This is a genomic window from Haloplanus sp. C73 (assembly GCF_051195115.1).
GTDB lineage: Archaea > Halobacteriota > Halobacteria > Halobacteriales > Haloferacaceae > Haloplanus.
In genome coordinates this window covers 24314-36450 of sequence record NZ_JBNTJZ010000005.1, presented here as the reverse complement: position 1 = coordinate 36450, position 12137 = coordinate 24314, and the positions used below count along the sequence as shown (strand labels likewise).

Annotated in this window: 13 protein-coding genes; 7 read left to right on the top strand and 6 right to left on the bottom strand. The window is 68.6% G+C overall.

From position 1 onward, the window contains the following. Window positions 1-81: 81 nt before the first annotated feature. Genes ACQUSQ_RS10010 through ACQUSQ_RS10000 form a run of 3 tightly spaced genes read right to left on the bottom strand, consistent with a single transcriptional unit; the run spans window position 82 to window position 2059 of the window. Window positions 82-663, bottom strand: coding sequence for a DUF2150 family protein (locus tag ACQUSQ_RS10010; RefSeq protein ID WP_435068767.1), 582 nt, complete (start codon window positions 661-663; stop codon window positions 82-84). Window positions 664-723: 60 nt separating this feature from the next. Continuing rightward, entirely contained in the window at window positions 724-1578 is an 855-nt protein-coding gene (locus ACQUSQ_RS10005) for a TatD family hydrolase (RefSeq protein WP_435068765.1), read from the bottom strand. A gap of 31 nt (window positions 1579-1609) precedes the next feature. After that, a complete protein-coding gene (locus tag ACQUSQ_RS10000; protein ID WP_435068763.1) occupies window positions 1610-2059 on the bottom strand; it encodes an NYN domain-containing protein in 450 nt (149 codons plus the stop codon). 116 nt (window positions 2060-2175) lie between these two features. On the opposite strand from ACQUSQ_RS10000, the gene ACQUSQ_RS09995 reads away from it, so the two are divergent. After that, window positions 2176-3153, top strand: a complete 978-nt coding sequence (locus ACQUSQ_RS09995) for a hypothetical protein (protein ID WP_435068761.1) — start codon at window positions 2176-2178, stop codon at window positions 3151-3153. Beyond that, the gene (locus ACQUSQ_RS09990) at window positions 3150-3941 is read left to right on the top strand and encodes a mechanosensitive ion channel family protein (RefSeq protein WP_435068759.1); all 792 of its coding nucleotides are present in this window, start codon (window positions 3150-3152) and stop codon (window positions 3939-3941) included. The genes ACQUSQ_RS09995 and ACQUSQ_RS09990 overlap by 4 nt, the downstream gene beginning before the upstream one ends. A gap of 1 nt (window position 3942) precedes the next feature. Here ACQUSQ_RS09990 and ACQUSQ_RS09985 read toward each other — a convergent pair whose 3' ends face one another. From ACQUSQ_RS09985 to ACQUSQ_RS09975, 3 genes are read right to left on the bottom strand one after another with little or no spacing between them, the layout of a single operon-like run. After that, window positions 3943-4740 (bottom strand): VOC family protein, encoded by a 798-nt coding sequence (locus tag ACQUSQ_RS09985; RefSeq protein ID WP_435068757.1) that lies wholly within the window; start codon window positions 4738-4740, stop codon window positions 3943-3945. 39 nt (window positions 4741-4779) lie between these two features. Further along, window positions 4780-5427 (bottom strand): nucleotidyltransferase family protein, encoded by a 648-nt coding sequence (locus tag ACQUSQ_RS09980; RefSeq protein WP_435068755.1) that lies wholly within the window; start codon window positions 5425-5427, stop codon window positions 4780-4782. Then, complete coding sequence (locus ACQUSQ_RS09975; RefSeq protein ID WP_435068753.1) at window positions 5394-6584, bottom strand: molybdopterin molybdotransferase MoeA; 1191 nt, start codon at window positions 6582-6584, stop codon at window positions 5394-5396. The genes ACQUSQ_RS09980 and ACQUSQ_RS09975 overlap by 34 nt, the downstream gene beginning before the upstream one ends. Window positions 6585-6833: 249 nt before the next feature. On the opposite strand from ACQUSQ_RS09975, the gene ACQUSQ_RS09970 reads away from it, so the two are divergent. The 5 genes from ACQUSQ_RS09970 to ACQUSQ_RS09950 are packed head-to-tail and all read left to right on the top strand — an operon-like array spanning window position 6834 to window position 12135. Continuing rightward, complete coding sequence (locus ACQUSQ_RS09970) at window positions 6834-7433, top strand: CoxG family protein (protein WP_435068751.1); 600 nt, start codon at window positions 6834-6836, stop codon at window positions 7431-7433. Between the two features lie 3 nt (window positions 7434-7436). Continuing rightward, on the top strand, window positions 7437-7934 hold the full coding sequence (locus tag ACQUSQ_RS09965; protein ID WP_435068749.1) for a (2Fe-2S)-binding protein: 498 nt from the start codon (window positions 7437-7439) through the stop codon (window positions 7932-7934). A gap of 2 nt (window positions 7935-7936) precedes the next feature. Then, window positions 7937-10321, top strand: a complete 2385-nt coding sequence (locus ACQUSQ_RS09960; protein ID WP_435068747.1) for a xanthine dehydrogenase family protein molybdopterin-binding subunit — start codon at window positions 7937-7939, stop codon at window positions 10319-10321. Then, a complete protein-coding gene (locus tag ACQUSQ_RS09955; protein ID WP_435068745.1) occupies window positions 10321-11211 on the top strand; it encodes an FAD binding domain-containing protein in 891 nt (296 codons plus the stop codon). The genes ACQUSQ_RS09960 and ACQUSQ_RS09955 overlap by 1 nt, the downstream gene beginning before the upstream one ends. Before the next feature lie 12 nt (window positions 11212-11223). Next, entirely contained in the window at window positions 11224-12135 is a 912-nt protein-coding gene (locus ACQUSQ_RS09950) for an AAA family ATPase (protein ID WP_435068744.1), read from the top strand. The last annotated feature ends 2 nt before the right edge of the window (window positions 12136-12137 follow it).

The window sequence follows — 12137 nt, the reverse complement described above, 5'->3', positions numbered from 1 at the left end:
CGGTGCTCATACGGTTTATTGTGAGGCAGTACCGGGGTTCGCCGGGTTGTTTCGGCGACCCACCGGTACCCAGTCACAGTATCAGTCTTCGTCCTCTTCGACGACTTCGGGGTCGCTCATCGCGCTCTGGAGGCTGTCGAGCCCGTTGACCCACTCCGAGACGAGGCCGTACTCCAAGTCTTCGACGAGTGCGATGTCGAGTTCGTCGCCGTCGATGATGCGCGTCCCCGCCTGCACCAAGTAGCCGAGCGCGGCGTCTAAGTCCTCGTTGGCCTCGGCATCGGCGGCGGCGTGGACGTACTCCTCGACGGTGCCGTCGTCGGTCGGCCCGGCCGCGATGTACTCCTCGGCGGCGTAGAAGACACAGACGAGACTGGTCTGGACGCCGTCGACGAGCATTCGCTTCTCCTCGTCCTCCAAATCCACGTCGTCGAGGACGATATCGCGCACCTGCGCGAGTTCGTCGACGGCCTCGTCCTCGCTCAAGCGGTCGTCCTCGTAGGCGCTGATGATTTTGGCGACTGCGATGGCGGCGTCGTCCTGCAGGTTGAGCAAGAGTCGCGCCGAATCCTCGTTCTCGGGGTCGAGCTCCTCCTCTGCTACCCGCTCTATCCAGTTCTGCCAGCGGTCTTCCGTGTAGAACGTGTCCTCCACGTCGGTCATACCTCGTCCGAACGTTCGTGGACTCAAAGACCTTTCCTATGCGGCCGCGAACGCACCGGCTCAGGCCGTCAGCGTCGCCTCGGTGTCGATTCCATACACGCGCGCGGGCGTTTCGACGTGCGCCCGCCGAATCGCCTCGTCGTACCCCTGTTCGAGCAGCCAGCGCACCCGTCGCGGCACGGTCTTCGGCCCCATCACCGCTCCCGGGCGGTCCGGGTCGTCCACGAAATCCGTCTCCATCAGGAACGGCTCGTCCCCCGCCGCGGCCGACTCCAGCCACTCCTTGCGACACATCACGCTCGGCGTCGGCCCCGCGAGCGTCGGCCCGGCGTAGTGTTTCACGACGCGATGCGGTGCCAAGTCCCGCTCCTCGGCCCACGCCGCGATTTCGGTGAGGTCCTCGCTCGCTTCGGTGTGGAGTTGCACCGCGCAGTCGGCCGTCGCCCCGAGCGCCAGCCCGTGTCGCAAGACGGCGTTCGAGGCGTCCCACACCGCGTCCGTAACGTCGTAGTGGGGGCGCCCCGTCTTGAGCGCGAGCGCCGCCCCGTCGCGGACGTACTCCGCGGCGACGTCGAGTCCCGTCTGCATCAGGTCGCGCGCGTCGGCCGGCGCCATCTCTCGCTCGTCGACTAGCCGCGAGACGAGGCCGGGGTGGACGCCGAGGACGGGCCACGCCGTCCCCGGCAGCAGGTCGGCGGCGTCGCTGACGATTTCGAGCGTTCGGTCGAAGACGGTTCGGAAGTCGTCGGGGCCGTCCACCTCGACGCCCAGATGCCACGAGGGCTTGTTGACGACGAGCAGATGCGTCCCGCCCAAGCGACGGAAGTCGCGGACGGCGTCGAGGCCGCGTCCCGAATCCGGGTCGAGATGGAGGTGGTCGTCGAGCACCGGCGTGTCGAGTTCCGTATCGCTCACGGGCGGTCGTGGGTGCGCGTGCCCCAAAACGCTACTCGTCCAGCGTGACGCTCTCGGCGGCGGCGTTGCGGAGGGCGTCAGAGCGCCCGTGCGTGCCGGGCGCGATGGCGAGGGTGCGAATCCCGCAGGCGTTTGCCGTCTCGATGGCGGGCTTGAAATCCGTGTCCCGCGAGGCGATGGCGATGATGTCCGCGCGGTCCTCGACGGCGAAGCGTGTCATGTCGACTGCGAGTTTCACGTCCACGTCGCCGCTGGTGACGACCACCTCGAACCCCCGCGCCTCGGCGGCGCGAATCAGTTCGGGGGTCGCGTGTTCGTCGACGTACAGCCGCGTCGTCGCCGGATGCCCCGCCGCCGCCGCGGCCTCCCGCACGTCGTCGAGGTCGACGTCGAACTCCTCGCGGAGGAGGTTCGGCCCGTCGACGAACAGCGCGACTCGCGGCGTGTCGTCCTCGTCCGCGAGTCGTCCGAACAGGTCCATACATCACGTACCCCGCTCGCTGGGATATACGTCCCGATTCCCGCAGCGTTGACACGCGGCGCGCTCGTCGCCAGCGGGGCACCACCTTCATGTCGGTGCGGGCGTCAGAGGCGACAATGGCGTCGTCGATTTCCTCCCTCGACTCCAAGAAGGGAGCCGACTCCCTCGACGACGCCCTGTCCGACGCCGAGGCGAGCGTCGCGGTGGTTGCCCCACCCTTCGCCGGCCGCGAGGCGGTTCTCGACCGCGCCGCCGACCGACTCGGCGCGCCCACGCGGGTTCGGTTCGACACCGATACAGCCGTCGACGAGGCCGATACCGACGGCCCGGTGATTCTGGACGACTGTCATCACTGCTACGCCCACCGAATCGGCGGGTTCGACCCGCTCGACCGCCTCCTCGACCGTCTCGCGTCATCGTCCGGACAGACCGTCACGTCGTGGAACCGACACAGTTGGAACTACCTCGACGCGGTCCGTGGCCTCGCCGACGACTTCGGCCACGTCTTCACGGTTCCGGCGCTGAGTACCGACGATGTCGCGGACGTCGTCGGCGCGACGACGGACGACTGGCCGGCGTTCGAACTCCCGCCCGACGGCCGCTCGTTCGTCACGAGCGTCGAGTACGCCCCGTCGCTCCCGCGGTCGAATCGGTCGGTCTCCGTCCGCGTGCCGACCGTCGACGTCGACTACGTCGCCGCTCGACTCCAGCGCCGAACGCCGCCCACTCCCGAAGACCTCGTCTTCCAGCGCCTCGCCCGCCTCGCTGACGGCAACCCGGGCGTCGCGACCGCCATCTGGACGGCGTGTGTCGACGGGCGCGAGACGATTACGCCGGACGATATCGCGTTGCCCGTCGACGAGCGGTTGACCGTCGGCGACGACGCGGCCCGCGTCCTCGGCGTCGCCGTCCCGAAGGAACGTGTCGCCCGCGCGGAGTTGTCGGCCGTCGTCCCCGACGTACCCCTCGACCGGACACTGCGGACGCTCGCCGACCATGGCTTCGTCGACATCGCGGAAGGTGTGGTCCGGCTCCGTCCCGGCGCGCTTCCGAGTGCAATCGACTCGCTGGAACGGAGGCGGTGGCTGTGGTGACCGCGGAGCCACTAGCTGGGCTTCGCGTCGACGCGACGACGCTCGCCGGCGCCGCCGTCGTCCTCGTTGTCGCCGTCCTCGTGGCTCGCGGAGCGCGGCTCCTGCTCGCGGCGCTCGCCGACCGGTCGGCCAAGTTCGCGCCCGTCATCCGGCTGGTCATCCCGCTGACCAAGTTCCTCATCTACGGTGTCGCCGTCTACTCGATTCTCGGGCCGCTGTTTCGCCTCTCGCAGACGCAGGCGCTCGCGTTCTCGGGCATCCTCGGCGCGGCGCTCGGCCTCGGGCTGAAAGACCTCCTCGCGAATCTCGTGGGGGGGCTGGTGGTCGTCTTCGAGACGCCGTATCAGGTGGGTGACCGAATCGAACTCGGCGACCACTACGGCGAAGTGCTCGACGTGGGCCTTCGCGCCACCCGCTTGCAGACGCCGGACGACAATCTGGTGGCGGCGCCGAACTACCTCGCCATCACCGAGTCCGTCGCGAACGCCAACGCCGGGTCGCCCGAGATGCTCGTCGTGACCGAACTGTTCGTCGCGAACGACGCCGACGCCGAGCGGGCACGCGACATCGTCGAGGAAGCAGTCTACACTTCCCGGCATCTCGCCCCGGAGCGACCGGTGACCGTCTTCGTCGAGGCCCAGCCCCGCTACCGGACGATTCGTGCCAAGGCCTACGTCAACGACCTCGACGCGCAGTTCGCGTTCGAGTCGGACGTGACCCGACGGGCGCTACGCCGGTTCGACGAGGCGGGGATTCGGACGCCACCCTCGGCGCTGACCGACGACTGACCTACGCCCTGCGCACCCGAATCGTGATGCCGTCGGGGTCGACGGCGTCGAAGCCGTCGTCGCGTTCGGTGACTCGCGCCGGGTCGAGCCGAGCGCGCACGTCGGCGGGGTCGTCGACCCGGAGTTCGACCCACGCGAGTCCGCGTCCCGCGGGCGGCTCCGAGCGCTCGTTCCACGTGTTGAGTCCGACGTGGTGATGGTAGCCGTCGAACGCGAGAAAGCGCGCGCCCTCTATCGCCTGTCTGATATCGAGCCCCAGCCCATCCCCGTAGAAGGCCACGCTGTCGTCGAGCGACGAGACTTCGAGATGGACGTGGCCGACGGCCGTCCCCGACGGACACCGGTCCGCGTCGCTCGCGGCGTCACGGAGCGGGTCGAGCGCCAGCGGCCGCGTGTCCATGTCGACGCGTCCGCTGTCAGTGACGGGCCACTCCGCGCGCGGCCGGTCCCGATACACCTCGACCCCGTTGTCCTCGGGGTCCTGCAGGTAGAGCGCCTCGCTCACGCCGTGGTCGGAGGCGCCGGTGAGTTGCCACCGGGACTCGATTCGGGCGAGCGCGTCGCCGAGTGCCGCTCGCGAGGGAACGCGGAAGGCGGTGTGAAAGAGCCCCGTCTCCGCCGGCCCGCGAGCGGAGGAGTCGGGCGACTCGCGGAGGACGAGCAGCGCGTCGTCGACGCCGAGGACGGCTCGCCCGTCGGTTCGGTCGAGCGTCCGGAGTCCGACCACCTCCTCGTAGAACGCGGCCATCCGGTCCAAATCGGTCACGTCGAGCGCAACCGGGCCGACACGTTCGGTCACGGGTCGACTACGCACACGGGTCATTTCGCTCTGCCGGCGTCACGGGCGGTCTTCGGGACGGTCGATGTCGCGGCGCACGCCGGGGTCGCCCGTCTCCACCAGCGCCGTCGTCGACGCCTCGCGTAGGAGGTGTCGACCGCCGACGTCGCCGCCCACGGACCGCAGGTCGTCGAACCACTGCGCGCCGAAACAGACCGGGTTCCCCCGCTGTCCGTCGACGGCGGCGACGAGCGGGTCGCCGACGCCCGCCCGGAACGCGCGTTCGAGCGTCGCAACCGTCTCGGCGCTCACGAACGGCATGTCGCCGAGGCCGACGACGACGGCGTCGGAATCGTCGGCGATAGCGTCGACGCCGGTTCGGACCGAGGTCGACTGCCCGTCCGCGTACGCCGGATTGTGAACAGTTCTCACCCCGTCGGGGAGCGCCGCTCGAACGCGTTCGCGTTCGTGCCCGACGACGACGACCACCGGGTCGACCGGGGCATCGAGGAAGGCCCGGACGCTCCGCGCGACGAGTGGGTCGCCGTCGAGACGGGCGAGGAGTTTGTTGGCCCCGCCGTAGCGCGAACTCGTCCCCGCCGCGAGCACGACGCCGGCGACGCTCGCCGCCTGACTCGGGTCGAAGGGGGGCGAGCGGACGGGCCAGTCGTCGGTCACGGTGCCTCCAGCGTCGAGAACGGTATCCATTCGACGCGCTCGCCCGCGACAAGCGGGGCCGACCGAAAGAGGAGGCCGTCGCCCCGGAGGGTGCGCGGACAGGCGGCGACGCGCCCCGGCCGGAATCGGCCGTCGTACAGTTCGCATCCGGACCCCGGTGTGCCGACCGGGGAGACGGTGTCGCCGTCGACGGCGACGGGGATGGCGTAGGTCAGCGGCGCGTCGGGAAGCGACAGGTCGCGGTCGACCGTCGCCGCGCGGTGAGACAGCGTCCGCTCGCCCCGGAAGAAAGGTGCGAGCAGGGTCACGGTGGCGACGTAGGCGGCGACCGGCTTTCCCGGGAGGGCGAACGCGACGGCGTCATCGAGGCGGTAACACGCCGCCGGTCGGCCGGGGCGGAGCGCCACCCCTCGCCAGACGGCGGTGCCGAGGTCGGCGAGCGCACCGACGGTGTGGTCGCGCTGGCCGACGCTGGTGCCGCCGGAGGTGACGAGGACGTCGTGTTCGCTGGCAAGCGCCGTCAGTCGGTCCCCGAGCGCCGACGGGTCGTCCGGAATCGGGTCGGCCAGCGTCGCGTCGTGACCCCACCGACGGAGTAGCCCGGCGACAGTCTCCGAGTCGCGGTCGGGCTGGACCCCGGTGGCGACTTCGTCGCCCGTGGCCACGACGCCGACAGAGAGCGGTCGCTCGACGGTCACGCGCTCCCGGCCGATATCTCGGAGGAGCGCGGCGTCGCGAGGTGAGAGGGTCGTGCCCGCGTCGAAGAGCGTCTCGCCGGCGGTGCAGTAACTCCCGCGCTGGACGACGTGTGTCCCGGCCTCGACGCCCGGGTCGTCGAGTCGTCCATCGGTGAGACGGGCGTCCTCTCGGGGGACGACGGCGTCGGCCCCGTGGGGGAGCGGCGCGCCGGTGGCGATTGGCGTCGCCGTCCCGGACTCGTGGTCGAACGGGTCGGCCGCCGGCCCGAGTGAGCGGTCGCGGACGCACACGGGGAAGGTGTCGGCGGCGGCGACGGCGAACCCGTCCATCGTCGCGTAGTCGTGTGCCGGCCGGTCGGCGGGCGCGACGACGGCCTCGGCGAGTCGTCGCCCGCCAATCGCATCGAGCGGGACCGCCGTCTCGCTTGGCGCCTCGCGAATCCGCGCCGCCGCTCGCGACGCCGCGTCTGGGTCGGTGAGCGGCGTCACGGCGCCCCTCGATAGCGTAACTGAATACAGTTATTTTCAGAATCGTATTCGATGCTCATTCTGAGAATAAACTAAATTTGCTTTCGCTCTGACGGGTGCTAGACGACTCTGATATCGTAGAGAAACCACAATTATTTACTATTTTCCTCAAAAATCTTATTAGATTGGTTATTGTGGTTACTTTCACGGTAGTTTACTGAAGATGCCACAACCATTTAACATCGCGGTACTGCTCGGAGGTGTCCAGTAGTGGAGTTCGACGGGACGTTCAGTCTGTCCGACGTGACGACAGAGGAGGTGTGGCTCGCGCTCTCTGACCCGGTGATGGTCAAGAACGCCCTCCCCGGCTGTCAGTTCCTCGTCGAAGTCGACGACCCCGACGACGTGGACTGGGACAGACTCGTCGACGAGGCGGCGGACGCCGACGACCCGCCGACGCTCCCCGAGGCCGACCCCGAGGACGTGGCCGACCGCGGCCTGACCGAGGGCAGTCACTACGCCGCGCTCGTGCAGGTCGGTGTCGGGAGCGTGAAGCCGCGTTTCGAGACTGTCGTCACCATCGACCGCAAGGAGTTCCCCGAGATGGACGCGTCGGGGCACGGGAGTGCGAGCGACTCGTCGTTCGAGATGGACTCCGGTATGACACTCGTCGAGACGGACGACGGCGTCGACGTCGAGTGGTGGACCGAGGCCGATGTCTTCGGCCGCGTCGCGCAGATGGGCCAACGCGTCATCAACCCGGTCGCCAACCGCGTCGTCGGGCGCTTCTTCAAGCAGATTCAGCAGGAACTGAGCGACGTCGGCGAGCAGTCGTCCGGGCTTCGCGACCGCATCAGTAACTACATCTGAATCATGTCACAGGAGATTACACTCACGGTCAACGGAACCGACCACGAACTGAGCGTCGAGCCTCGCTCGCTGCTGATTCACGTCCTTCGGGACGAACTGGGCTACACCGGCCCGAACGTCGGCTGTGAGAGCAGTATGTGCGGGGCGTGTACGGTCCACCTCGACGGCAAGGCCGTCAAATCCTGTACGATGCTCGCCGTACAGGCTGACGGGCGAGCGGTCACGACCGTCGAAGGGCTGGCCGACGACGGCGAGTTCCACCCCATTCAGGAGGGGTTCCAGGAGGAACACGGACTGCAGTGTGGCTACTGCACGCCCGGGATGATGATGACCGCGACGGAACTGCTGGAGCGGAACCCCGACCCCACCGAGTCGGAGATTCGGGAGGCGCTGGAGGGCAATCTCTGTCGCTGTACGGGGTATCAGAACATCGTCCGTGCGGTCGAGAACGCCGCGGAAAAGATGCAGGAACCGGCCGTCGCCGACGGGGGGAGTGAGTGACCATGGGCGCCGAATCGGAGGACTCCGGCGTTCAGTCGCTCGACCCCGACGACGTCGACGCCGCCGACATACTCGGCTCGGCCATCGAGCGCCGCGAGGACCCCGCCTTGCTGACGGGCGACGCCGAGTACACTGACGACATCGAACTGCCGCAGATGGTCCACATGGCCATCAAGCGGAGTCAACACGCCCACGCGCGCATCGACGGCATCGACACCGAGGCGGCCGAATCGATGGACGGCGTCCTCGACGTGCTCACGGCCGAGGACGTCGACGTGCCGGGGAACGTCCCGACCGGCTGGCTCCTCGATTCGCTCGAACAGGTCGAACACCCGATTCTCGCAACCGACCGCGTCCGGTATCAGGGCGACGCCCTCGCCGTCGTCGTCGCCGAGGAGCGGTACGTCGCTCACGACGCCCTCGACCAAATCGACGTGAACTACGACCGACTGGGCGCGGTGACAGACCCCGACGAGGCGCTCTCCGACGACGCCCCGGTCATCCACGACGACGCGGGCGACAACACCGCGTTCGACTGGGAAATCGGGGACGCCGAGAAGACCGACGCCGCCTTCGAGGACGCCGACCACGTCGTCGACCTCGACCTCGAAAACCAGCTCCTGATTCCGAACGCGATGGAGCCGCGGGCGGCGGTGGCGGAGTACAACCCCTCGAACGAGGAGTTGGAGGTCCACATGACCTCTCAGAACCCGCATCTGCACCGCCTGCTCATGTCGGGCGTCATCGACCATCCCGAACACAAACTTCGCGTGCGCGCTCCCGACGTCGGGGGCGGGTTCGGGAGCAAGATTCACCACTACGCCGACGAGGCGCTCGTGGCGCTTGCGGCCAAGCGTCACGAGCGTCCCGTGAAGTGGACGGCCCGCCGAACCGAGACGTATCTCACGGACGCGCCGGGGCGCGGTCACCAGACTCACGCCGAGATGGCGCTCTCCGACGACGGTGACATCCTCGGCTTCCGCGTCGACACCCGCGCCAACCTCGGCGCCTATCTCTCGACGTTCGCGCCGGCCGTGCCGACCTACCTCTACGGCACGCTCCTATCGGGGCAGTACGACATCCCGGCGATTCACTGCTCGGTCGAGGGCGCGTTCACGAACGTGCCACCGGTCGACGCCTACCGCGGCGCCGGCCGCCCCGAAGCCTCCTTCGTCGTCGAGCGGATGGTCCATCTCGCCGCGAAGGAGCTTGATATGGACCCCGCGGAGTTCCGCCGCCACAACTTCGTTCAGGAGTTCCCCTACCAGACGGAAGTCGCCGTCGAGTACGACAGCGGCGACTACGAGAAGACACTCGACCGGGCGCTCGACCACCTCGACTACGACGCCCTCCGCGAACGGCAGGCGGAAGCGCGAGAGGAGGGGCGCTACATCGGCGTCGGCCTCTCGGCGTACATCGAGGCCTGCGGGTTGGCCCCGTCGGAACTCGCCGGGCAACTCGGCGCACAGGCGGGACTCTGGGAGAGCGGCCTCGTCCGATTCCACCCCTCCGGGAAGGTGACTGCGTACTGCGGCACCTCCGGCCACGGGCAGGGCCACGACACCACCTACGCCCAAATCGTCGCCAACGAACTCGGCGTCGAGTACGAGGACGTCGACGTCGTCGAGGGCGACACCGACGAGATTCCGCAGGGGATGGGCACCTACGGGAGCCGAAGCGCCGCCGTCGGCGGGAGCGCGCTCGTCAAGAGTTCACAGAAGTTGGTCGAGAAGGCGCGACAGATTGCGGCCCACCAGCTCGAAGCCTCGCCCGAGGACATCGAGTTCGAGAACGGCGACTTCAGCGTCGCTGGCGCGCCCGACCGCTCCATGCACATCACCGAAATCGCCACCGAGGCGTATCTGGCTCACGATATGCCCGACGACATGGAGCCGGGGTTGGAGGCGACGTCGTTCTACGACCCCGACAACTTCGTGTTCCCGTTCGGCCTGCACGCGGCAGTCGTGGAGGTCGACCCCGAAACCGGCGACATCGACATCGAGCGCTACGTCGCCGTCGACGACGTCGGCAACCAAATCAACCCCAAAATCGTCGAGGGGCAGATTCACGGTGGCGTCGCACAGGGCATCGGACAGGCGCTCTACGAGGGCGCGGAGTTCGACAGCAACGGCCAGTTGGTGACGGGGTCGATGCAGGACTACACCGTTCCGAAGGCCGAACACATCCCGGAGATGGAGACGGACTCCACCTGCACCCCGAGTCCGGTCAACCCGCTCGGCGTCAAGGGCGTCGGCGAGGCTGGTACCATCGCCGCGCCGCAGGCTGTCGTCAACGCGGTCTGTGACGCGCTGGATGTCGACCACATCGACATGCCGCTGAAGGCAGAGAAGGTATGGCGAGCGGCGACCGACGGGGGTGAGAGCTGATGTACCCCGACGAGTTCGACTACGAGCGACCGCAGACGGTCGAGGCGGCGCTGGACCTGCAGGTCGACCACCCCGAGGCCGAAATCCTCGCGGGCGGCCACAGCCTCCTGCCGACGATGAAGTCGGGGCTCGCGAGTCCCGATATGCTCATCGACATCAGCGATATCGACAGCCTGCAGGGCATCGACGCCGACGGCGACACGGTGTCGGTGGGCGCGCTCACGACGTACGCGACCATCGCCGACTCGGCGTCGATGCAGGAGAGGGCCACGGTGTTCGCCGAGGCGGCCCACGCCGTCGGTGACGTGCAGGTCCGCAACCGCGGGACCGTCGGGGGCAACCTCGCCCACGCCGACCCCGCGTCCGACCTCCCCGCGGCCGCGCTCGCCGCCGACGCCACGATGGTCGTGCAGGGACCGGACGGCGAACGCCGCGTCGACGCCGACGACTTCTTCTTCGGGATGTACGCCACCGACGTCGCCGAGGACGAACTCCTCACGCGGGTCGAGTTCCCGGCGCGTCCCGAGGCGACCGGCGCGTACGCCAAGAAACCGAGTCCCTCCTCGGGCTACGCGATGGTCGGCGTGGCCGTCGCGCTGACGGTCGATTCGGGCCGCGTCGAAGACGTCGGCGTCGCCGCGAACGGAATCATGGACCACGGCGTTCGCCTCGACCCCGTCGAGGAGGCGCTCGCAGGGACGACGCTCGACGACGACGCCATCGAGGCGGCGGCCGCGAAAGCCGACGCCGACCTCGACGAGATGATGATGATGGACGACCTTCAGGCGTCGGCGGAGTTCCGCGCCCAACTGCTCGAACGCTACGTCGAGCGCGCGATTCGGGAGGCGGCGACCGGTCCCGACGCGATTGCTGGCGCCGGGTCCCCCTGACGCTCTCGCCCTATGACCGACGACATCCACGACGAGTTCGAGACGCTGACGAGCGAGCGACTGCAGTCTATCTTCGACGCGACGGACTACGTCGCCGAGGACGAACTCACGACGACGGTGTTGCTTGCGCTGAAACTGGGTCGGCCCCTCCTCGTCGAGGGGGAACCCGGCGCCGGCAAGACCGAACTCGCGAAGGTGCTCGCGGAGGGGTTCGACACCGACCTCGTCCGACTCCAGTGTTACGAGGGGCTGGCCGCCGAGAGCGCGCTCTACGAGTGGAACTACGCCAAGCAACTGCTCGCGATGCAGTCCGGCCAGAGCGACGGCGAGGCGTCGGTGTTCACCGAGGAGTATCTGCTGGAGCGACCCCTCCTCCGCGCGCTCCGACACGACGGGGCTCGTCCCCCCGTGCTGTTGATAGACGAGATAGACCGGGCCGACGAGGAGTTCGAGGCGCTCCTGTTGGAGGTGCTCTCTGACTTCCAGGTGTCGATTCCGGAACTGGGGACGGTGACGGCCGACGTCGCGCCCATCGTCGTCATCACGTCGAATCGGACGCGCGGCCTCAGCGACGCGCTCAAGCGGCGCTGTCTGTATCTCCACGTCGAACCGCCGTCGTTCGAGAAAGAGCGGGCCATCGTCCGGCGAAAGGTGCCGGAACTCGACGCCGCTGTCGCCGCCGCCGTCTGTGGCGTGACCGGGCGGCTCCGCGAGGAACCACTGCTCAAACCGCCGGGCGTCGCCGAGACGCTCGACTGGGCTCGCGCACTCTCCGCGCTGGGCGACGCCGGCGACCCCCCGCTCACCGAATCGGACATTCGGCGGACGGTCGGCTGTCTCCTGAAAGAGGCCGAGGACGTGGAACGGCTCGACGACGAAACGGTGTCTGCCCTCCTCACGGCGGCGAACGACTCCACTGCCTGAGT